The following is a 21,923-nucleotide window of genomic DNA, read 5'->3' as shown; positions in this document are numbered from 1 at the left end:
TTGTACTGTAATTAACACGAATAAGTTTTTAGAATATCAAAAAGAAGAAAAAGGTGTGATAGATTCAGAGAATCTATTGACTAGATGTTGGTTCGCTGCCTAGTGTTCCTGCTCCACCGACATTAACTGTCCATTCAACAGTTAGTGTTTCACCTGCATTAACAGTGATTGGTGAAAAGGTTTGTCTTGCAAACATTGCATCAGCATTGTGAGTTGCTTGCATTGATGCACCGATTGTTGCATTAAACAGACCTGATTCAGAGACGGTTCTTGATGAACCAGCACTTCCATCAGATGCTAGAGTAAATGCATTTGACAGTATTACTTTAGCTGCAGTTGAGCCAGATGCTGCGGTATATGCTGGAGTTGTGTCTCTAACTCTTGTAAATCCACTATTGGTTTGGTTGTGTTCGTTGACAAGTTTTAGGTTTCCATCAGCTGCAGTATCAGTACCAACGGTTTGGTTACCAATTGCAATGACATTAAAGTGTCCTGGACCATCTGTAACATCATCACCACATATAACACCTGTTGCACCAGTAACATTACCAAACAATGTCTTTACAGCACAGTTCTCACCCTGATTAACAATTATGTTATCAGATTGCTGGTATGCTTTGATATTACCATCTGCGTCATAAACTGTCATAGTTACATGTCCGGTCATAAGACCGCTTGTTGCCAAGGAATTTGCAGAACTAGAATCATTATCAAAAAAGCCTAATGCCATATTTCCTGCCAAAACACCTGATAGTGCAACAATTGCACCTAAGACAGCTATAGTCTTGTGTTGTTCTTTCATTATACTGTGAATGATGAATCCAGTTATTAGTAATTATGGAAATTTTTACGAATAAGATGGTCCAATTTGGCAACCCAAAGGCTATGGGCCAGACATATCCATGGATTCACTTAGGGAAATTTTATGCTCTGTGAGGGGTTCAGCCGGGGTTACAATATTTTCTGATATTTCAGGGACAACTTGAGGGTTTTCCATTGAAAATGAAAATCCGATTCCAATAGCTAAAACTACAACGGCTGCTATTACAATGACTTTTTTCATATGGTACGATACAAACGGAGGATAATATTTGTTGATAAGACAATATTATTTATGAAAGGGAATAGTAATTTTTGGATAATGAAGTTACAAGGTTTCCTAATTGCATTATTAATTTTGACATCTATTGTTTCAATTAACAATTCTTTTGCATATGAGCCGATTCCAATTACAATATCAAGTGAGATGGACAAGCTTCAGTTTGATGGCAAGTGGACTGTTTGGAATGAATGGAAGAAATCAACACTAACAGAGTATGGTGGAAATATTCCAATAAAGTTACGCTCTGCTCATCAAGGTGATTACATTTACATCTTAGCTGATGTTATCGGTGACATTCACATAGACAAAGGTTTAGACAAAGCAGTGTTATGTTTTGATACAGAAAACGACAAGACAGAAATTCCAAATGAGAATGATTATTGTTTTGTATCAGCTCTTGGTGGAAAAAATTCTCCAACACTACAGGGCGGATCCCCTCTTGTATTGACTAATCATTTCAAACAGATTGATTCCCATGATGATTACATTGGGTATGGCAGTGTGTCAGATGAAAATGATCGGTATACCAACATACCACATGCAACATACGAGTTTAGAATTCCCATTGAGGTTATAGGTAGATCAAACATCTATGGGTTTTATCTTGGAGTATATGACGCACATACTGATCAAACAGTGACATGGCCAGAAGGAATCAATGTAGAAAGAAATGAAATTCCCAGTCCAAGCTTGTGGGGAGAGATTTATTCTCCAGATAAATCATTGCCAGAGTTTGAATTGCCCTTCTTGCTATTAATTCCATCAATGATTTTAATAATTTTATTTACAAAACAAAAAAGATTTTTTAAATTATGAAAAAAGAAATTAGATTAGAGAAATTACAACAATTAAATTCAAAGATCATCAAGTGTAAAAAATGTCCGAGATTAAATTCTTACATTAAAGATGTTGCAAGAAAGAAAGTAAAGCGATACTCTGATGAAAAATACTGGGGCAAGCCACTTGCAGGATTTGGAGACATTAATGCACAAATTATAATCATAGGGTTGGCTCCTGCTGCACACGGGGGAAACAGAACGGGAAGAATGTTTACAGGTGATAGCTCAGGCGATTGGGTTGCAAGAGTACTATATGAGAACAAATTTGCATCAACACCAACTAGTCAGAGACTTGATGATGGTTTTTTTCTAAAAAATGCATACATTACAGCTGCCGTTCGTTGTGCACCACCTGATAACAAACCCTCAAGAGACGAGTTTGAAAATTGCTTTGCATACCTAGAACAAGAATTAGAAATTCTGGAGAAAACCAATGTAATTGTATGCCTAGGAAAGATTGCCTTTGATACATGCTGTAAGCTTCTAAAAATTAAAGGACAAAAATTCTCTCATGGAAATGTAATTTTACATGAAAAATACAAGATCATTTGTTCATATCATCCTAGTAGGCAGAATACCCAAACAGGTAGACTAGTATGGAAAAAATGGAATGAAATATTTGCCAAGGCACAAAAGTTGATCAACAAATGATAGACACAAAGAAAATCATTACGGGCATGATGGATACAATGAATTCGGTCAAGCCACCACGTATGACAGCATTAAGAGAATTACACGAAGCAGAGACTGGGGGTCCCTTTAGCATACTAATTGGAACGATTCTTTCTGCACGAACTAAAGATGAAAGTACAACCAAAGTTGTAAAAGAGTTATTCAAGAGATACAAAGATGCAAAGGCACTAGCAAATGCAAAACTCAAAGATGTAGAAAAGATAGTCAAACCAATTGGATTCTATCATGTGAAAGCTAAACGAATCATTGAAGTTGCATCAATAATCAATTCAAAATACAAAGGCAAAGTTCCTGACATACTAGATGAGCTTGTCGAACTACCAGGTGTTGGTAGAAAGACTGCAAACTGTGTACTAGTTTACGCATTTGAAAAGCCAGCCATTCCAGTTGACATTCATGTACATAGAATTTCAAACAGATTGGGATTGGTAAAAACAAAAACTCCCGAAGAAACAGAGATGGAATTAATGGAAAAGATCCCAAAAAAGTTTTGGCTAGAAATTAATGATACCTTTGTAATGTATGGACAAAACATTTGCAAGCCAATATCACCAATGTGTAATGTTTGCAAGATAAAGAGAAGCTGTAATTATTACAAAACTAAGAAGAGCGCCGCTTAGTTAGAAACAGTATTCCTGCCAAAAGCCCAACAGCTGCAGTCACATAAAATGGAAACAATGCAAATACATTCTGTGAAGGATCACCTGATAGAAATTCCACTATCATGTTTCCAGAGTTTATTGCAGGAGGATCTGCAGAGTTTTCCATTCCAAATACAGAGTATGACTTTATTGCAAATACTCCAATATCGAGATTACTGACCTCAATTCTCTCTCCATTGTTAACGGTCATGCCTGCCCTGTCAGTATATGATACGATAGTCTTTGCAGATGGAAACCATCCACGCTCTAACTTGTTATGTACAACTACGTATCCTTCATCTTCAGGTAGTTGTACTGCAACCCAAAATTTGTGTTCAGTGGGACTGCCCATTCCAATCTCAATAAATTTTTCAGTATTTTGTTCATCATAGAATCGCAACACGCCATTTCCATTTGGATTTGCATAAAGTAGATTGTTATCAATGGTTACTTGCCAGCTTATTGCATGAGTGTCTTCAAGCTCAACAATTTGTGTATCTCGTGCAACACGATTAAATTCCTCTGCAGGAATTTCAATTAGATTAATTTTTAGTGAAGGGTTCTTTTGTTCTTGAGCAAATGCTGGTGTAACAACAAAAAGTGCTATAACTAGAATAACTATTACTTGCTTCACGTTAAACTTTGATTCTGCGCGAATAAATATCTAGTCAACAAATGGTTTGTCATAGTTGAGAATTACTTTAGAAACTTCAGGTCTTAGAATAAATTCATTTGGTGCCTGACCGTTTTGTATCATCTCACGTAGTTTTGTTCCACTGATTTGTTCTTTGGAGGAATCATCATGTGGGCATGCTTTCTGATTTGTAAAGGTAAGACATTTTTTGCAATAAAAGAAAGCAGGAAAGAACACGGGTGCAATCTCAAGTTCCGGATAGTCACTAAAGATTTTTTGGGCTGCAAAGGGATCATAATAATTGCCAACTCCTGCATGATCTCGACCTATTATGATATGAGTACAGCCATAGTTTTGTCGCATTATTGCATGATGTATTGCTTCCTTTGGACCAGCATACTTCATTTCTGTATGTAGTGTAGCTAGCTTGCATCTATTTTGTGGATAGTAATTTGCAATCATGGTTTCATAACATTTTACGATAACTTCATCAACAAAGTCACCAGACTTTTTCTTTCCAATTAGTGGGTTAACAAATACTCCATCTCTAGTTGTAATGGAAGTCTTTTGGAGCATCTCATGAGCAACATGTGGCGGGTTTCTAGTTTGAAACGCAACTATTGTCTTCCAGCCAGCAGCTGCAAATGCCTCTCTAGTCTGCTTTGGAGTCATTCTGTATTTTCTAATTTCTGATTCCGTAGGTCTTTTGATAAAATCTATCTTTCCACCTACAAGGATATCATTCATAGAGTTTGTTTTTGCAACACCCGGATGCTTGGAGTCATTTGTACCATAGACACCTTGTGATGTCTTTTCTTTGTCATAGGAAAAAGTCTCTTCTACATGTAGTATTGCAACGCCAGTTCCATCCGGATTCTTTAGCAAGACATCACCTGCATCCTTCATTTTTTTTGCAGTGGAATCATCAACATCTAGTACTGTTGGTATAGTCCAAGCTAGATCATTTGTTAGTCTTCCCTTTGTGATAACATTTTCAAAGTCATCTTGACCCAAAAATCCCTCCAGAGGACTAAAAATTCCGTCTGCAATATTTTCCACATCGTTTGCAAGATCTTCACTGATAGTAATAGAGAATAATCCAGTAGGATCTTTGTTTGTCTCACGGTTTATGAGCTTCCCACCGTGGGGCTTTATTCCAGAAATTTCCTGAGTCATTTTTCTATTTTTTGTAATCTATATGTAAACCACATTCTTTGTGGCCTTCATTTTCCCACCACCATCTTCCAGCTCTTAAATCTTCGCCATCCTTGATAGCTCTGGTACAAGGCTCACATCCAATACTCGGATATCCCTTGTCTAGTAATTTGTTGTATGGTACATTATTTTCTTTAATGTAATCCCAGACTTGATCCCAAGTCCAGTTAATTATTGGATTAATTTTTAGTATATCATCGTGTTGAGTATCAATCTCAAACATCTTTGCTTCATTTCTGTTTGATGTCTGATCTCTTCGCAATCCAGTTATCCATCCATCAAGTGTTTGAAGCATCTTATTTGTTGGATGCACCTTTCTAATTTCACAGCATAATTTTCTATTCTCTACAGAATCATAAAATAGATTCATTCCTTTTTCACGAACCATCTGTTGCACTTCTATTGTATCAGGAAATAAAACTTCAAACTTTATGCCATACTTTTTTCTGACATCATCCATTATGTCATATGTTGCCTGTGGTAATCTTCCTGTATCTAGTGTAAAGAATCGAAATTCCGGATTAACTTTTATCATCATATCAGTGATTGCAGCATCTTCTGCTCCAAAGCTAGATGCCTTTGCAATTCTTGGGTGCAAATTATCAGAAGCCCATTTTAGAGCATCCTGAGCAGAATTAATTGTAGAGTTTAGCTCATCAAGCTCTTTTTGAGTAAATTTAGTCACAATTTATTATCACTTGGTTTGTTTTATAATGATTACGAGGTAATTTACGATCCTGAATTATAAACAACTGGAAATAAAAAAGAAAAATGGAAAATGAGATATTTGTTATAGTATTTCCATCGATATTTGGAAAAAATAAAACAAAGACACTGATATCAAATATTAAAAAAATTCTAAAAATTCGTAATCTAAAATTTGAGAGTATTACAGTCGATGATGATGTAATAGTAGTAAAGGTTGATGATCCAGTAATTGCTTCCTCAACCATCAATACATTATTTGGGATTAAACAAGTAGCTATAGCAAACAAGATTGAGAATAAATTTGATTTAGTTATTTCTCAGATAAATAAAATTGGGAAAAATTTGATTCTCAAAGGAGAGAAGTTTTTAGTAAAGGTTGAAGGAAATTCCAAAGGATATCTGCCAAAGGATGTCGAGATTGCATCTACAGGTAAAATTATTGAGAGCACATCAAATCTTGGAATAAAACCTGGAACAGAAACTAAGCATGATAAGTTATTGTATACATACCTGACAAAATCAAATGCATATACATGCATTTTTGTTGATCAAGGTCTTAATGGAATTCCTAATGATTTTCACAATGCACAGGTCCTTTGTTGCATATATGATGAATTATCTGCATTAAATGTAATTGAAACAATCAAAGAAGGATTTACAGGAAAATTAATCATTTGTTATAGAGATGAATCAGATCTTCAAAATCTAATAAAGATTCTAAATCAAATTTTACCATTCACTTTACAACCAAAGATAGAGCTAGAGTTTTTACCTCTTCCAACCAATCTTGAAAATTATTTTCATTTGGTAGATGTTATTACACAAATAGCAATTGAGATCTCTAAAACAAAAAAGATTACACATGTTTCTCTACCAATTACTCCCTTAATCTTTCCAGTAAAATTCTCAGATGAGTTACTACAAAAAGTGTTTAAAAATTCCATCATACCGATTACTCCTCTAAGCGGTCTTGATGAAGATATTCTCAAAACTGCAAGACAAATAGGAATTACCAAGTTTCTATCAAATATTCAAAGGCTTCAAAAAGTCAAACTCCAAGAGAAAAAAATCAATGTACAAAAAATAGTACAGGATGCGATAAAATCAAAACAGAAGATCTCTATCAAACTAGGCGCAAATAACATTCATGATATTCTTGATTCGCTTGGTTTAGAGCATTGAAAATTTAAACGGCTTGATTTGTTTTTAGCATATGAAGAAGATAGGCGAATTCATCTATCCATGGGGTAACGGTCATTATTCGAGGATGATGAGACTAAACAAAGTCTTACCAGATTTTGTTGATGACTATCAGATTCACTTTTCTACAAAATCACCAATCTATGAAAAGCTAGTAGAAAAATTTCCTGATAAAAGAGAACAGATTCATGAGATTTTGATGCCAACTCCCATTGATGGAAAGATGGGTCCAAGTCTTTCTCTATCTATGTTAAATGTAGCACTGCCAATTTCAAAAAATCCTCCCCTAATCAAACAGATTTCAAGCTATCTAAAGGAAGAACGTCGGTTATACGATACAGAAAAGTTTGATCTAGTAATTAATGATGGAGACATGGGCTCTAATGTTCTAGCATATAACAGAAATATCCCCAGTCTATTTGTCACAAATCAATTTATGCCAAGATTATGGAAATCAAGATTTTATTTTTATCCATCACTAGTTTTTGTTGCAAAACAGATTGCAAAGGCTACTAAGATTCTTGTTGCAGATTCGCCTCCCCCATATACAATGTGCGAGTATAATCTGAATTTCCCTGAAAAAGTCAAAGAAAAAGTGATCTATGTTGGAAATTTTACCGCACAAAAAAATTTAGAGTCAACACCAAAAAGTGATCTTGAAAAATTAATTGCTCATAAAGAATTTGGCTATTGGATGAGAACGGGAAATAAATCAACTAATGAAGGCACGGGTCAAAGATATAATCAGGTCTTTTCTGATGATGAGATGAGAACTGAGTGTAGAATAATTTCTCATGCAACAAATGATCCTTCAATTGATTCAGTCTTGGGAAAAGACGGAAAAAAGTATGCAATTACAGAAGCATTAGAAAAAAAGATAGATTGGATTCAAATTGATATTGGTTTTCTTTCAGAGCAAGAAAAAGACTCCGTCTTGGAGCAATGCAGGTATGCTGTGATTAACGGCTCTCACACAGTTATGGGTGAGATCTTGGGAGAAAAATCAAAACCAATTATCGGAATGCCAATTTATGATGAGCACACAAACCAACTTGCTTGGGCACAAGAGAAGAAGTTAGGAGTTTTAGCAAAGAGTGCCAAACAAGTAATTTCCGCAATTAAAAAAATAAAATCAGATTATTTGTCGTATGAAGAAAATCTTGCCGAATTTTCACAAAACTTTGATGGAAATGGTGCAAAAAACACCGCATCGATAGTTTCAGAATTTCTTGAAAAGAAGAAATAATACCATTTTAGAATTATCAATGTTATCTGGTACGCGGTATTTCGATGGGCGAACTGACCGCAAGGGATGAAGATATAATCCGCGTACCAGATGCTGTTTTATTCAACATTGATCGAAGAATTTGGGAACGCTTTTATGGAAAACATTAGGTCAAGTCAACATTGGTAAATTGTCCAGAATGTACAGCACGGGAGAAAAAAAAGATCCAGCAAAAATATGAAGATGACACTCTCGAAGAAGAAAGAAACAGAGATGAATTAAACAAATTATTTGAAACAATAGAATTTCCTATGAAGATGGATACAAGAACTAAACACTTTGTGTGTCCAAAATGTGGTCTTTATGCAACACGAGAGCAGGTTGGAGATATCAGAGCTAGACTAAACCAGAAAGAGTACACCAAAGCAGATAGACAGTATGACTATCAAGAGTGGTGGCAAAAAAGTAAAAAAGAAAAACAGCGTCTTTAGTGTGATCTAATATGGTAAAAAAGAAGGAAGACATTCCAAAGTGGGTCACTGATGAGATTCAGAATGCAAAATTTGAAAAACCATCTCCACAAACAAGAACAGGATACATTTTAGAGATTTATGATAAAGATGGCAAGATGGATACTCAGCTGTATGATCCAGTTGAAGATGGCAGACATATTGTAACAATGGATCTACCAAAAAAGCTAAAGACTTCAGACTTGGAGAAGGGAGTTGTTTATGAATTCAAATTTGACATGCTAAAGGCACCACTTAGTAAAAAAGTGGTAGAATTTTTGCAGAAAGAAAAAGAGATTGAGATGAATGCAATCTATCAGTTTAATCTCAACAGTCTTGAGCTATTAGACGTTGGTTCTCCAGAATCATCCGATGATTCAGAAGAGTAACTCATTTTTTCATTGAATCTAATTGTTTCTTAAATGCTGAACCAATTATAGGATTAATTGCGTAGGGAATAGTATGTTTTGCCCATACTGCTGCGCGTACAACAGAGGGTACGATAATCTCCAGTCGTGAGGATGATGAAGCCTTTACAACTGCCTTTGCTACAGTTTTTGCAGAAAGCGAAGTAGGAGAATACTTTGGCATTGTTTCAAATGACGGATGGTCAAAGAAATTTGTTCTAACCATGATTGGGCTAACAACGGTAACTCCAACACCAGTATTCTTTAGCTCATGTTTTAATCCCTCTGAGAATCCAAGCATTGCAAATTTTGATGCACAGTATGATGCTATTCCTGGAAGACCAAAGCTTGCTGCAACAGATGCTACATTGACAATGTGTCCAGATCTTTGTTTAATCATTGAAGGAAGAAAATTTTTGATGCAATAAACCATGCCAAAATAATTTGTTTGCATTTGAGATTCTATTTCTTCAATAGATAAATCAGAAACAGAGCCATAGACTGCAAATCCTGCATTGTTTACAAGTGTATCGATATGGTCAAATTTTTCTAGAACACACTTGGACATTGATTCGACTTTAGACTTTACTGAAACATCACATGGATATACCAATACTTTATTCTTGAACTGCTCAAGCTTTTTTGAGACTAGTTCTAATTTTGCTTTATCTCTTGAAACCAGTATAACGGATGCACCTTTTTTTGAAAATTCTATGGCAGATGCTTCACCAATTCCACTTGACGCACCAGTAATGAGAACAGTTTTGTTTGTAAAATTCATTTTTTTAATTCAAATTTCCAAAAATAAAGTGCTTTCTATTTTATTTCAGGTTTTGTATATTTACTAAGTGCCAGCTTTACTAAAAGGATCCACGTTACCGCTATTGGAACATAATAAGTTGCAATACGCCATCCAATCACTGCATTCCACTCTATGCTATTTTCTGAAATTTCAAAATTAAACGGATCCAAGTTGTTTAGATATGCGACAATTCCAAATTCAGCCAATCCTGAACCCCCAACTGTTATTGGTAAGTTTCCGATTGCATTTGCAGCCATTACAGCCATTACAGAATCAAATACGTTAATGAAAAATCCAGTACCATGGGCTATAATCATAAATGAGATTCCATAGAAAATCCAGGAAAGTAATGATAGTAAAAGTCCGTTAACAAAAACTTTCTTTGATTCTTTTGTTCTGAGGTTTTTTCTACTCATTGTACATACTTCTTCCATCCACATGTTTGATTGTTGGATGTATTTTGCTCCTTTTTCTTTACCAAATCTTATGACAAGATTGGAAAGAGATTGCGGTACTTGGAAGGTCTTTTTTGATGAAAGAAAGAACAAAACTAGCCATAATGTTGTTACAAAGATACTAGTAATCAAAACAATTGTTGCTACAACATAAGCCCCATGAATTAACGCAATAACTCCTGCCATGATTGATAAAATTCCTCCAGCTAATACTTCGGTTACAATATCCATAATAGCAATCCATGAAGCCTTTGATGGTGAAACTCCTTTTTTGTGTAACCAATAGATGACTACAAATTCTGCACCAACAAACATGGGGGTTGTAAATTTGATAAATTCGCTTCCAACTCTGACTCCAGTCATCTTCCAGATGGAGTCAATCTTTCCAAGATAATTTCGCGTAATATAGCTAAACTTTATTCCTTGTAGTCCAAGTTTGATAAAAATTGCTGCTACTGCTCCAACAAAGGGCACAATACCTATGGAAAAGATATCATCAAGTTGGATATCAAACTGGATGGCAATTATGATTATTGGAATCATACTTGCAGGGATTGCAATTATTCTCCAATTCATTAATGGAATTTTTATGGATTCAAATATAAGCGAATAATAGACAATATCGCGAAGGATTGAAGTCAATTTTTATTGCAGGCACAGCTGGTTCTGGAAAATCCCTGCTTACATCTAAAATTAACGAATACTATACAAAAAATGGAGCATTTGCTGCAGTGCTTAATTTAGATCCAGGTGTCGCAAGTCTACCATATAGTTGTGATATTGATGTGAGAGATCATGTAGATATCGTTTCAATTATGAAAAAATATGATCTAGGACCAAATGGCGCAATGATTATGGCAAATGATTTGATAGCATCAAAGATTGATGATATCAAGCTAGAAATCGATAATGTTAATCCTGATTACTTGATTGTTGATACACCGGGACAAATTGAGTTATTTGCATACCGCTCGAGTGGTCCATTTCTTGTTCAAAATCTTACAGAGGATGAGAAGATCTCAGTATTCTTGTATGATGGAGCATTGGTCACTACACCAATTAATTTTGTTTCAATTGCTCTTTTGTCAACATCGATAAGATTACGATTGGGACTTCCAACAGTTAATGCATTGACAAAAGTTGATTTGATTGGTGAAAAGTTAAAAGATATTCTAAAGTGGACGTCAAATTTGAGTTCATTAGAAAATGCCATTGCATCTGAAACAGATGGCGAAACGTATACTCTTGCGTCAAATATTTTACGAGGTTTGAATTTGGGAGGTTTTGCTCAAGGTCTAATCCCAATATCAAATGTAACTGGAGAAGGAATGGTTAATTTAGAAAGCTCGTTAAGTAGAATGATAAATCTTGGAGAGGAGATTGAAGATTAATTGGACAGAGTATCAGTAAAGGCATCATCATCAACTGCAAATCTTGGGCCAGGATTTGATGTATTTGGCTTGGCACTTGATGCATTTTATGATGAGATCACTCTAACAAAAATAAAGAATGGAATTAAAATTGTCAGCTCAGACTCTATTCCTTTGAATGTGGAGAACAACACTGCAGGATTAGTTGCCAAATACATGATGAAAAAATTTAGAACCAAAGGAGGATTGGAGATTAAAATCAAAAAGGGCGTACCTGCAGGTTTTGGGATGGGCAGCAGTGCAGCATCAGCTGCTGCAACTGCAATCGCTTTTGATAAATTATTCAATCTAAAATTAGACGGTAATGCCTTGGTGGAGTATGCCGGTATGGGTGAAAAAGCAAGCGCAGGTTCAATTCATTATGATAATGTTGCAGCATCGGTTCTTGGTGGATTTGTGATTGTGAGGACTAGTCCGCTAAATGTCATAAGAATAAACCCTCCAAAAGATCTAGTTTGTTGTGTTGCAATTCCTAAACTGGATGTTCCTGCAAAAAAAACCAAAGTTTCAAGAAGTGTTATTCCAAAAAAGGTTGACCTAAAAGATTCTATCATAAATCTATCAAATGCATCTGCCATAGTTTCCGGATTTCTTTTGAAAGATTCAAAATTAATTGGAACTTCTATTCGGGATGTAATTGTAGAGCCTGCAAGGCAACATATGATTCCAGGATTTTCAAAGGTAAAAAAATTAGCACTTGATGCTGGCGCATATGGCGTAACAATCAGCGGAGCAGGGCCATCAGTGATTGCTTTTACATCCAAATCAAATAATGTTAAAAAAATCAGTGCTGCTATGGAAAGAGGTTTTAGAACAGCCAAACTTGAATGTAAGACAGTAGTATGCAAACCAAGTATGGGTCCTAAAACTCGATAGTTATTTGAAATGAAAAAAGCTGTTGTGATTTTTAGTGGCGGAATTGATTCAGTGTGTACTGCTGTTCATCTAAAACCAAATTTTCAATTGTATGGGATTACGTTTTCTTATGGACAGCGTGCAGATCAAGAGATTAAAATTGCAAAAAAATTTTCAAAATCTCTTGGTTTTAAGGAGCATAAAATAGTCAATATTGGATTTATGAGGGATCTTTATGGTAAAACAAATGTTCTAACAGATTCAAAAAGAAAGATACCTCAAAAATTTGAATATTCTATTGTCGTGCCAATTAGAAATGCAGTTTTCTTATCAATTTCTTCTGCATGGGCATATACTCTAGGAGCATCCATTGTAGCATACGGTGCACATAAAGGAGATACCAATTATCCTGATTGTAGGCCCTCTTTTGCTAAAAAAATTGAATCTGCTTTTAATGAGGGCGAAATAGATGGGATTAAGAAGAAGATTCGAAAACCACTAGAAATTTGGTCTCCATACAGAGCAGGACTATCAAAAAGTGATTTAATAAAAATTGGTCAGAAAAATCTTGGTTTAGATATTTTTAAAACATGGAGCTGTTATGAGAGTAAAAAGTTTCATTGTGGAAAATGTGAATCATGTAACAACAGAAAAGTTGCGTTTTCTACAGCTGGAGTTACAGACCAGACAAGATATCTCTAGTATTTGTTATCAAGAATTTTCTTTTTGAGAATAAATCCCCTAATGACAATATACCATCCAAGAAAAATTCCAGCTACTATTGAATAAAATATCCAATTAGCCATTGATTCAACCTGGCCTCTTATTTCTGGTGCAAGATTAACAAAATCTTTAGAGTGAACTGTTATTCCTTCCCAAGACTCTAGGGCCGCACTTTGACCCACAAGAGCTGCAATGTCACCCAGCCTAGGATCAGTAATTTCTCTTGCAACTAACATTGAGATTGCTAAAACGATTGCAAATTCAATAGCATACCAAATCCAGTGTGGCCAAGATTCTTTTGGAATGTGAATGTTATTGTGTACGCCCACAAACCTCGTCTTAATAACTCGGTATTTAATGTTTAATCAGATCTAAAATTGTTCAGAAGAACGCTTTCTGATCATGGCAACGACGGATTCCCGCTCATCCTTGTTTTCGTAAATTCCTCTGAATGCACTAGTTGTCATTCTTGCGTCATTTTTGACTCCTCTCATCTTCATGCATAGGTGCTCGGCTTCGGCAACTACAACTACTCCTTTTACACCCTGTGCATGTAGTTCATCTGCAATATTTTTTGTAAGGCGTTCTTGAATTTGGAGTCTCTTTGAGAACTTCTCCACTAATCTAACCAGCTTTGAAATTCCAAATACTCGTCCATTTGGAGAATATGCAATGTGAACTTTACCAAAAAATGGTAACATGTGGTGTTCACACATAGAGTAAAACTGGATATCTTTTGCAACAACTACGTCAGAGTCCTCAGAAAATTGTACAGATAATTCTGAATCAGAGTCATATCCTGAAAAGATTTCTTTGTACATGTTTGCAATTCTTCTAGGAGTCTCACGTAATCCCTCTCTTGTGGGATCTTCTCCTAGTTCTATGATAAGCTCTCTTACTAGTTTGTGAACTCGTTCTTCATCCATTTCGATATTTTCAGACGATTCATCTACTATTTGAAGGATTCCCAAATGTTGTCATGGTGCCCCAATAATTTTATGCAATTGAGGAACAACTCTTACTTCATCATAGTAAGGTACCACTACATCATAAAATGCTAAAAGCTGTTCTAAGGTTGGTTCGGAAATTCCATAGGTAGGTTGAATGATAAATCCAGAGATATCATATTTTGAAATTGTAGAGAAAATTCGCTTTGATAGTTCTGATATTGTTTCTTTTGTGGTTTTTGAGCTAACTACAATTTTGATGTATGTCTTCTTTTTTGAATTAACAGCTGTTCTAAGACACTCAAATGCATTATCTAAGAGAGTTGGATAATGTTTAGAATCGACAAAATCTGATTCTTTGGTTTTAAATTCAATTTTTATGAAATCCATGTATGGTAAAACATGTTGAAACTTTTTTGCATCAAAACACGATGATTCCAAATATGTGGGAATATGTTTTGTTTGGATATGCTTTGCAAGTTCTGCAACTGCTTCATGTTGTACCAACGGATCTCCACCTGTGAAATTTACCTTGTAAGTATGATCTTCTAGTTGCTCATCAATCATCTTGCATGCATCAGAAATAGAATATTCTACTCCCGAATCCATTGGAAGTGATTCTTTGGTATCGCAGTAAAAGCAAGTGAATGGACATCCGGCCAGTCTAACAAACATAGTCTTTGTTCCATAAAGGATACCTTCGCCCTCAACTGAAGTGAAGATTTCAAAGATTCGTACTTTCATGGAAAAGATAATCGGGTTGATTATTTATTCAATGAGTTCTATTGCAAGACTGGTTCTTTTGCATAGAAGAGTCCAGAGATGAAAAATACTACTCCAAGAATTCCAATAAGACTACCAACAAATTCTACAGTATTTTGCATTTCACCTTCAAAAGGAGCCCATAACAAGGCCATCAAAAAACCCACCACTATCATAGGAATTCCAACCCCAACAGTGATTTGCTTTGATGCCATGATGACAGGACAATATGAAAATTATATGAAGTTTGTGTTAAGATGATTTTTGTAATTCTTTTACATTATCTGTTAGAACACGTAAAAGTTCTTGTGCTGACTCAAATTCTCCATCAGTTAACATTGCCTTTATTTCATCAACCATTTTTTTTGCTGAATTAATTGAATCAGTATCAATACCATCGATTCCTGACAACCTATCAAGGATTTTTTCTATTTGAGAAACTCTGGATTCAATTCTATCAGATTTTGTTAATTCAAATTGCTTTTTTATGGAGATTATTTTGCGAATTTTCTCTACAATTTCAGTGGTTGATGAAGCATTTGAGAGGTCTTCTCTTGCATCCTCTAATTCTTTGATTACTTCATCGGGTTGACCAAGATTCTTTGCTTGTTCTATGAGTCTGTCTAATTTTTCTAGATAATCATTGGCGTAATCTCTTGCTCTATCAGATGCCTTTTGTGATGCATAATCACGCATAGATTGATTTGCATCAGAGCTTAAGGATTTTAGCTTCTCAAGAGTATCATATGCTTGATCATAGTTACCATCAATTATCTGGGATTTTGCAGAATCAATCAGACTGTTAATTTCTGAAAAGTTAATGTCGACCTTTTCTCTATTAGCAATATTCTTGAGACTGTTAACATATTGAATGATTCTTTCTAGATTTCCTTTTAGTTCTCGAGCTTTTATAGAGTCAACAGAGGAATCTGTTTGGGCAACAGAAGGTCTGTCAGATAGCATGTGGCTAATTTGTTTGAAGATTCTCATTGCTTCTTGGAAGTGTTTTCTAGCTGAATCCACATCCTGTTTTTTGATTGATTCTTCCAGTGCATCTGCTTCAATAGAACCTTGACGAAGTAATTTTTGAATATCATCAGATACTGTATCCATTGAGGAAATCTGTCGTTTAATTTGGTTTTCTGCCTGGATTACTAATTTCAGTAGAGCGCGTGGATCATCCTGAGCTTCTGCATTTGGAGATACACCTGCAAAAGTGATGCTTGCAACAAGGACCAATAGGGCATATGATGTTAGTTTATTCATTGTTCTTCCTCCAATTTTGACTTGAGTTTAACTAGGTTTTGTAAATCCTTCTTCTCTATATCAATAACACCATATCGTTCCAGTCTTTTAACTGCACGCCACATAGTAGTTCTTGGTTGTAGGAATTTTTTACGTAACTCACTTTCAAGTGCCTGTCCTCCATTCTCAAAGAGGAAAGTGACGATTTCTTTATCGTCTTCTCTAAGATCTGGTCTTAATTGGAAAATTGTTTCAGCGTCAAGTGGCTTGTCAGATACACTAGTTGTTGTAGTGGTTTTTTCAACCTTTGGTGCTCTCTTCTTTGTCTTTTGAATAGCAACTGCACCACCAATACCTGCAGCCGCAATTCCTGCGCCGATTATCACTAGAGTACTATCAAAGGATGAGCTTTGAGATTGGGGTGGAGTAACTGGTGGATTAGTTACTGGAGAACTAAAGATATAGTCAATCTGGTTTTGTCCAGACGGAAGTGTAATTTTTGATTGTTCATCAATTGTTTCAAGACTAATTGGAATTCCGCTCATTCCGACTATAACTGAGTTCTTTGGCATTAGAACTCCAAAATTAGAAGGTGCCTCAATTGAGAAAGTCCAGATTCGTCCTTCTTTAGATACAAGATCATGAATATCATAATTAACTAAAATTGTTGAAATTCCAAAAGTCTCCACAGTGGCCGTATTTTCATTAACACTGCTTAGTAAGAAATCCCCATCCTCGCTTTGGGCTACAAAATTATCAATAGTTTTTCCATATAGTTTTACAGTATAGTCTGGCTCTAAGGGATCTACCTCAATTACTGACATCACATGGGTTGAACCGTCAGGATAAACTGTAACATCAAGGGCTCTAGTAGAAGAGAATGAGTACTGAAGAGGCATCATAACTGCTACGATAATCAATCCAGCCAGGATAATTGGCGCTCTAACCATCGTTTGGAGGATACCCTCAGTCCTTACAAAAAGCATTCCATCTTCTAGGGTAGGCTCTTGCCTGTGAATAGGTTCTAGTTTTTGCTTCATCATGGCTTAATACCTTAGATTCATTGACTCCACGAGATTCTGGAATCTTCTAAATTCTTGAAAGAATTGAAGTCCCTTCTCTGTAATCATGTAGACTCTGTTTCTATCGTTTTTTACAGACTCTACTAATCCTGCTGAGACAAGTTTTTCGCACTTGTCTAATACAGCATAGTGTGATAGGTTGGCTCGACGGGAGATAGCTGAAACAATAACCCCAGTGCGTCCTCCTTCCATAGTGACATCTAAGATATCACCCATGATGCCCATTTCGGACCTGTATTGTTGTTTTGACATGGACTACTATACGAGTGCAGTGTTTATCAGGTACATTTTGAAACTTTATAGCGGAACGCAAAGCGGAACGCTTGTTTCACATCCTGAAATACCCTAAAAATCAGCATTTTTGGTGCGGGAAAATTAATTCAATGTCAGATTTTTGTAAAAGTCCGGAATTTAGGCACAAAAATTGATATTCTGATTTTTTCTTATTTTTTTGAAGAAATTTTAGAAAATTAGTCTGTTGATTTTTTCTATATAAGGAACAGGATCATTTCTCGCTGTCCCTAATCTATCAAATTCAGCATATTAGGCTCATGGTAAAATCAAACCAAAATTTCCGAACTGGATTGATGATTATCTTTATGCTTGCAGCATCTCCGCTGACTATTTCTCAAGTTCAGGCAGAAAATTCTGATGATTCAGGCATGGATTCAATAAAAGAAATTCCAAAGTCTGCAATTGCAAAGAAGGAAAAGGTTAGAACTATTCTGACTGAGCGAGTAATAGATGGAAATCTTCAAGTTAGATACTTTGAGGTTCCAGAGAACTTTACAGATGAACAGATACGAAAGGCGTTATCCTTCGAAGGGGAGACCTTAGGATGGGCATTTGTCAATGCCAAAGCCTACAATGCTGGAATTGTGCTTTTTAATGGAAAAGCAATCAAAGTTGGAGAAAACGCCTGGAGAATGACTTCTCAAGGGACAATAGAGCTGGAAGGTAGAAATCTAAATCTTGAACTTTCAGGAAAGATTAGAGGGCAGAATGTAGTTCTTCATGGAACTGCTTCAAATGATGAGCTCACGTATAAGGTGATTTTTTCAGGAAAAGTTGCTCAGGCAGGAGAGGAAAACACATTTGCTATTGCATTTGTCAATGCTGGTCTTCAAGATACAGATTCAGGAGAAACAATTCGACTCTTTCAGATAGGGGAAATTCAAGTTAGATCAGACAATCAAATTCATTTAGATGAATTTAGAAAATCAATTGTAGTGGACTAACCATCCATCTTTTTTATTTTTGCAAAGTGATTATGACTTTGTATCTTTAATAATGCCAAATAATGAGAATCACAATAGTGGGTAAGCATGTTTGATAAATTTAAGAAAAAAGACGATGATGCTGGAGGAGAGATGGTTGAAGAAAAACCCCAGAATTATGAGTCTGAAGACAATCCAGTAAGAGAGTCTGAAACACGTGAAACACCAAGAGAAACGGTAAATTCTGATCTTGGTATTGGAGCACTTAAGGACAAAAGAGCCCGACTTGATGAGGCAATCGATTATGTGGGTTTGATGATAAAGAATCTAAAAGACAAGAGAACTGCTCTTGAAAAAGAAGTAGAAGATGAATCTGTTGATATTAAGAATTTGAAGGAAAAGCTAGTCAAGGTTAGTCAGTATATTGATGAGGAAAGATCAGGATTACAGAGTCTAACTAGGAAGAGACAACAGGTTGAAACTGAGGCAGACGAGGTTGGTAATATGATAAATGAGCTAAGAAACAAACTTTCAGGAATAGACAAAGTTGTAGATGATGAGGGTTCCATCATCAAGCGGTTTAAGGAAAATAGACCAAATTCTGATAGTCTTTAGATTTAGAATCTAATTACATGAAACGTGATGATGTTCCAGATTGTACATTCTCTGATTCTACGGGGGTAGTTGGGAATCTGGAATCAACAGATGTTTCTGCAACTGCTGCTGCTTCTTGGAGAATCTTTTCAGTCTCTTCGTTTGAGCCTGTGTCAATTCCAAATGCTGAATCGCCAGAGAACGAGTCTGTCATCATTCCGCCAAGCATCTCTGCCATCTTTGAAATCTCAGCATCTGCTCCTGGCATGAACTTTGCCAATGATGATTTCATGCCTTTCATTAATCCTATTGTTGGCATGATTGTGACTATGGTGTCGCCCAAGTCATTAGCAGTTGAGAGTCGGAGTTCTATCTGCTCTAGAGCAATTCGTGCATTTCCTAAGACTTTGGAAACTTTACGAATTTCTGCTAATTCATTTGATAAAACTTTGCTAGTATGAGTATCATGTGCTTGTGTAGCTTGCACAATTCTTTGGAAGAGTTTTGCATCTCTTTCACCTAATTTTGTAAGCATTCCATCAAGTTTTGAAATTTGTTTTTGTAATTTTTGAATAGCCATTTGGACTCTTGGTTTTAGTGGTCCCTTTGGCTTGATGGTCTCACCAATTCTTTCAGTTATTCCGGGAGTTTGTGGTTTTGACCATTGTGATTGGAAATTTGTCAACGGAGGGTGCTGTAAAAATTTGTTCTTAATCAAAGAAGTAAATTATGCTTAACAATCAGCAAAGTTTAGCTAACTAAATTTTGATTGTGTGTGATTCGCTTTGAGGATGGATCTTTTTGATATGTTCAGTTATGGTAGATTCGTTATTCAGGGATTCTCCGCATAGTGGACATTTTGTCATTTTCTTAGCCACCGAGAAAAATGTATTTAAATATTGTTTCTGATGGATTTGAACATTCAGTATGGTAGAAAATTTTGTATCTTCTCCAAAAAATGGCGAAATTCGTTAATTTTAGGCAAGTAAAATCTTTTTATCTTTAATCATAGCCACTCTCAATCGATTTTATGACTCAATCCGCATCAAGTGAAAAATGTCATCGGTGTGGAAAGGGCATAATGTTAACTGATAATGAATCAGGTGAGATGTTTTGTTCCAAGTGTGGTTTTGTAGCATCTGAACGCTCAGAACAGGAAGGTCCTGAATGGCGTTCTTTTTCAAAAGATGATGGGGGTGATCGTGCAAGAGCAGGAACTCCTACATCGTTGGCAATGCATGATATGGGACTTGCAACTGTCATTAATCCAATCAACAAGGATGCTTCGGGAAAACCCCTTACTGCATCAATGAAGAGTACCATCGAAAGACTTCGAACATGGGATAGTAGAAGCCAGGTACATGAACCAGTTGATAGAAACTTTAGACAGGCATTTTCAGAACTTGATAGACTAAAGGACAAGCTAGCCTTGTCTGATGCAGTAATTGAGAAAACTGCATACATCTATCGAAAAGCATTGGATAAAGGTCTAGTCAGAGGCAGATCTATTCCGGGTTTGGTAGCTGCATCCCTTTATGCTGCTTGCAGAAATACCGAAACTCCTAGGACTTTGTCAGATGTTGCAAATGGGATTAACATTAAACGCAAAGATGTGGCAAGGTGTTATCGACTGTTACTAAGAGAATTAGATTTGAAGATGCCAGTGGTAGATCCCATTAAAGGGGTTTCTAGAATTGCATCAATTGCTGATCTCAATGAGAAGACCAAAAGAAAGGCTTTGGAGTTTTTGAAAGAGGCAACTCGAATTGAGGTTTCTGCAGGAAAAGATCCCATGGGATTGGCAGCAGCAGCTCTCTATTTGGCATGTGTGATGATGGGTGAAAACAAGACGCAAAAAGACATTGCACAAGCTGCTGGAGTAACAGAAGTTACCATTCGAAACAGGTACAAGGGTCTCAAAGAAGCATTAAAGCTATAGATAATGAAATTAATTGTTGGCGGATTCATTGCAATAATTATTGGAATAATTGTTGCTTTTGGAGTATTTACAATGGATGCTCCAGAATCCAAGAATCTATTCTCAGTGACTATAGCTGAACCCGGCATGTATCATGAGGGAGTCTATACCAGTTCTTTTGAGATATTACCTGGAGAATACAAATTTCGTTTTGTTCCAAATGGAGATAGTCCTCAGATTTTATCAATAAAGTTGATTGGAGAAAATTTTTCATTTTCAGAGGATTTTGATTTACAGGGAACTCCTCATGAATCAGGAGCTGCCCTTTACTATACTTGGGATTATCTTGGAGAAAATGAGTTTCAGATTTTAGAAGAACAGGAATTAGAGATAATCATCAATCCTAATGGAAACATTATGGGACCAGTTTCAATACAGATAGTAGATGACAAAATCTAAGGTGGCGTGATCCCCCTTCTGCAGGACGTTGAGAGATTTCCTCTCTAGGCCAAGTTGACACATTTGTGTTCTTGGGTCCGCGTTTCAGTCCTGCGGGACCACGCGATGTTAGTCGATAGAAATTATATCCATCGGCATTATTTCTTATACGTTTTCTTTGTATTTAAAATTTTGTGATGATAATTACACATTAGAACTACTTTTATTGAAATTCTTTACGGCTAAATTTAAAAAGTCTCTTTGATTTTTGGAATTCCGTAT

General features: G+C 35.9%; 29 protein-coding genes. 14 read left to right on the top strand and 15 right to left on the bottom strand.

Annotated elements, in window-relative coordinates:
- Positions 1-73 precede the first annotated feature (73 nt).
- Both C6988_RS02930 and C6988_RS02925 read right to left on the bottom strand, forming a co-directional pair.
- On the bottom strand, positions 74-802 hold the full coding sequence (locus C6988_RS02930) for a hypothetical protein (RefSeq protein WP_182133446.1): 729 nt from the start codon (positions 800-802) through the stop codon (positions 74-76).
- 81 nt (positions 803-883) lie between these two features.
- Positions 884-1,063, bottom strand: a complete 180-nt coding sequence (locus C6988_RS02925) for a hypothetical protein (protein ID WP_182133444.1) — start codon at positions 1,061-1,063, stop codon at positions 884-886.
- A 78-nt stretch (positions 1,064-1,141) separates the two neighbouring features.
- On the opposite strand from C6988_RS02925, the gene C6988_RS02920 reads away from it, so the two are divergent.
- The 3 genes from C6988_RS02920 to nth are packed head-to-tail and all read left to right on the top strand — an operon-like array spanning position 1,142 to position 3,254.
- Positions 1,142-1,918: a hypothetical protein gene (locus C6988_RS02920; RefSeq protein ID WP_182133442.1), complete on the top strand. Its 777-nt coding sequence runs from the start codon at positions 1,142-1,144 to the stop codon at positions 1,916-1,918.
- Positions 1,915-2,592: a uracil-DNA glycosylase gene (locus tag C6988_RS02915; RefSeq protein WP_182133440.1), complete on the top strand. Its 678-nt coding sequence runs from the start codon at positions 1,915-1,917 to the stop codon at positions 2,590-2,592. The genes C6988_RS02920 and C6988_RS02915 overlap by 4 nt, the downstream gene beginning before the upstream one ends.
- Positions 2,589-3,254 (top strand): endonuclease III domain-containing protein, encoded by a 666-nt coding sequence (nth, locus tag C6988_RS02910; RefSeq protein ID WP_255464180.1) that lies wholly within the window; start codon positions 2,589-2,591, stop codon positions 3,252-3,254. Before C6988_RS02915 ends, nth begins: the two co-directional genes overlap by 4 nt.
- Here nth and C6988_RS02905 read toward each other — a convergent pair.
- Genes C6988_RS02905 through C6988_RS02895 form a run of 3 tightly spaced genes read right to left on the bottom strand, consistent with a single transcriptional unit; the run spans position 3,235 to position 5,809 of the window.
- Positions 3,235-3,909, bottom strand: a complete 675-nt coding sequence (locus tag C6988_RS02905; protein WP_182133437.1) for a hypothetical protein — start codon at positions 3,907-3,909, stop codon at positions 3,235-3,237. The two genes, nth and C6988_RS02905, sit on opposite strands and share 20 nt — an antisense overlap.
- A 30-nt stretch (positions 3,910-3,939) precedes the next feature.
- Positions 3,940-5,085 carry a sulfate adenylyltransferase gene (gene sat, locus C6988_RS02900; RefSeq protein WP_182133435.1) on the bottom strand — a complete coding sequence of 382 codons (1,146 nt, stop codon included), beginning with the start codon at positions 5,083-5,085 and terminating at the stop codon, positions 3,940-3,942.
- A gap of 4 nt (positions 5,086-5,089) precedes the next feature.
- On the bottom strand, positions 5,090-5,809 hold the full coding sequence (locus tag C6988_RS02895; RefSeq protein ID WP_182133433.1) for a phosphoadenylyl-sulfate reductase: 720 nt from the start codon (positions 5,807-5,809) through the stop codon (positions 5,090-5,092).
- 86 nt (positions 5,810-5,895) lie between these two features.
- Between C6988_RS02895 and C6988_RS02890 the strand changes: the two genes are divergently transcribed.
- The 4 genes from C6988_RS02890 (at position 5,896) to C6988_RS02875 (ending at position 9,155) form a co-directional block, all read left to right on the top strand.
- Positions 5,896-7,014, top strand: a complete 1,119-nt coding sequence (locus C6988_RS02890; protein WP_182133431.1) for a thiamine biosynthesis protein — start codon at positions 5,896-5,898, stop codon at positions 7,012-7,014.
- 31 nt (positions 7,015-7,045) lie between these two features.
- On the top strand, positions 7,046-8,278 hold the full coding sequence (locus C6988_RS02885) for a glycosyltransferase (RefSeq protein WP_182133429.1): 1,233 nt from the start codon (positions 7,046-7,048) through the stop codon (positions 8,276-8,278).
- A gap of 161 nt (positions 8,279-8,439) precedes the next feature.
- Positions 8,440-8,748, top strand: coding sequence for a hypothetical protein (locus C6988_RS02880; protein ID WP_182133427.1), 309 nt, complete (start codon positions 8,440-8,442; stop codon positions 8,746-8,748).
- Between the two features lie 11 nt (positions 8,749-8,759).
- Positions 8,760-9,155, top strand: a complete 396-nt coding sequence (locus C6988_RS02875) for a hypothetical protein (RefSeq protein WP_182133425.1) — start codon at positions 8,760-8,762, stop codon at positions 9,153-9,155.
- Between the two features lies 1 nt (position 9,156).
- Here the strand turns inward: C6988_RS02875 and C6988_RS02870 are convergent, their stop codons facing one another.
- Positions 9,157-9,954 (bottom strand): SDR family NAD(P)-dependent oxidoreductase, encoded by a 798-nt coding sequence (locus tag C6988_RS02870; RefSeq protein ID WP_182133423.1) that lies wholly within the window; start codon positions 9,952-9,954, stop codon positions 9,157-9,159.
- Positions 9,955-9,989: 35 nt separating this feature from the next.
- Complete coding sequence (locus C6988_RS02865; RefSeq protein ID WP_182133420.1) at positions 9,990-11,006, bottom strand: lysylphosphatidylglycerol synthase transmembrane domain-containing protein; 1,017 nt, start codon at positions 11,004-11,006, stop codon at positions 9,990-9,992.
- Positions 11,007-11,062: 56 nt separating this feature from the next.
- Between C6988_RS02865 and C6988_RS02860 the strand changes: the two genes are divergently transcribed.
- The 3 genes from C6988_RS02860 to C6988_RS02850 are packed head-to-tail and all read left to right on the top strand — an operon-like array spanning position 11,063 to position 13,417.
- A complete protein-coding gene (locus C6988_RS02860; RefSeq protein WP_182133418.1) occupies positions 11,063-11,821 on the top strand; it encodes an ATP/GTP-binding protein in 759 nt (252 codons plus the stop codon).
- Positions 11,822-12,736 (top strand): homoserine kinase, encoded by a 915-nt coding sequence (locus C6988_RS02855; RefSeq protein WP_182133416.1) that lies wholly within the window; start codon positions 11,822-11,824, stop codon positions 12,734-12,736.
- A gap of 9 nt (positions 12,737-12,745) precedes the next feature.
- Entirely contained in the window at positions 12,746-13,417 is a 672-nt protein-coding gene (locus tag C6988_RS02850) for a 7-cyano-7-deazaguanine synthase (protein WP_182133414.1), read from the top strand.
- On the opposite strand, the gene C6988_RS02845 is transcribed toward C6988_RS02850, so the two are convergent.
- The 7 genes from C6988_RS02845 to C6988_RS02815 are packed head-to-tail and all read right to left on the bottom strand — an operon-like array spanning position 13,414 to position 17,699.
- A complete protein-coding gene (locus C6988_RS02845) occupies positions 13,414-13,767 on the bottom strand; it encodes a hypothetical protein (RefSeq protein WP_182133412.1) in 354 nt (117 codons plus the stop codon). The genes C6988_RS02850 and C6988_RS02845 overlap by 4 nt on opposite strands.
- 42 nt (positions 13,768-13,809) lie before the next feature.
- A complete protein-coding gene (gene folE, locus C6988_RS02840; protein ID WP_182133478.1) occupies positions 13,810-14,364 on the bottom strand; it encodes a GTP cyclohydrolase I FolE in 555 nt (184 codons plus the stop codon).
- Between the two features lie 51 nt (positions 14,365-14,415).
- Positions 14,416-15,129 (bottom strand): 7-carboxy-7-deazaguanine synthase QueE, encoded by a 714-nt coding sequence (locus C6988_RS02835; RefSeq protein ID WP_182133410.1) that lies wholly within the window; start codon positions 15,127-15,129, stop codon positions 14,416-14,418.
- A 38-nt stretch (positions 15,130-15,167) separates the two neighbouring features.
- Positions 15,168-15,362: a hypothetical protein gene (locus tag C6988_RS02830; protein WP_182133408.1), complete on the bottom strand. Its 195-nt coding sequence runs from the start codon at positions 15,360-15,362 to the stop codon at positions 15,168-15,170.
- Between the two features lie 37 nt (positions 15,363-15,399).
- Positions 15,400-16,413 (bottom strand): hypothetical protein, encoded by a 1,014-nt coding sequence (locus C6988_RS02825; RefSeq protein ID WP_182133406.1) that lies wholly within the window; start codon positions 16,411-16,413, stop codon positions 15,400-15,402.
- A complete protein-coding gene (locus tag C6988_RS02820; protein WP_182133404.1) occupies positions 16,410-17,432 on the bottom strand; it encodes a helix-turn-helix transcriptional regulator in 1,023 nt (340 codons plus the stop codon). The genes C6988_RS02825 and C6988_RS02820 overlap by 4 nt, the downstream gene beginning before the upstream one ends.
- Before the next feature lie 6 nt (positions 17,433-17,438).
- Positions 17,439-17,699 carry a winged helix-turn-helix domain-containing protein gene (locus C6988_RS02815; protein WP_220463400.1) on the bottom strand — a complete coding sequence of 87 codons (261 nt, stop codon included), beginning with the start codon at positions 17,697-17,699 and terminating at the stop codon, positions 17,439-17,441.
- Positions 17,700-18,025: 326 nt separating this feature from the next.
- On the opposite strand from C6988_RS02815, the gene C6988_RS02810 reads away from it, so the two are divergent.
- Both C6988_RS02810 and C6988_RS02805 read left to right on the top strand, forming a co-directional pair.
- Complete coding sequence (locus tag C6988_RS02810) at positions 18,026-18,712, top strand: hypothetical protein (protein ID WP_182133400.1); 687 nt, start codon at positions 18,026-18,028, stop codon at positions 18,710-18,712.
- Positions 18,713-18,799: 87 nt separating this feature from the next.
- Positions 18,800-19,306: a kinetochore Spc7 family protein gene (locus C6988_RS02805; protein WP_182133398.1), complete on the top strand. Its 507-nt coding sequence runs from the start codon at positions 18,800-18,802 to the stop codon at positions 19,304-19,306.
- Between the two features lie 13 nt (positions 19,307-19,319).
- Here C6988_RS02805 and C6988_RS02800 read toward each other — a convergent pair whose 3' ends face one another.
- A complete protein-coding gene (locus C6988_RS02800; protein WP_182133396.1) occupies positions 19,320-19,970 on the bottom strand; it encodes a Snf7 family protein in 651 nt (216 codons plus the stop codon).
- A 345-nt stretch (positions 19,971-20,315) separates the two neighbouring features.
- On the opposite strand from C6988_RS02800, the gene C6988_RS02795 reads away from it, so the two are divergent.
- Entirely contained in the window at positions 20,316-21,224 is a 909-nt protein-coding gene (locus C6988_RS02795) for a transcription initiation factor IIB (protein ID WP_182133394.1), read from the top strand.
- Between the two features lie 3 nt (positions 21,225-21,227).
- Positions 21,228-21,662: a hypothetical protein gene (locus C6988_RS02790; protein ID WP_182133392.1), complete on the top strand. Its 435-nt coding sequence runs from the start codon at positions 21,228-21,230 to the stop codon at positions 21,660-21,662.
- Positions 21,663-21,923: the final 261 nt, after the last annotated feature.

Source organism: Nitrosopumilus sp. b1, assembly GCF_014078545.1.
In the GTDB taxonomy this organism is placed as follows: Archaea; Thermoproteota; Nitrososphaeria; order Nitrososphaerales; family Nitrosopumilaceae; genus PXYB01.
Note: the sequence above shows the minus strand (reverse complement) of the source record. Positions and strands in the feature narration are given on the sequence as shown.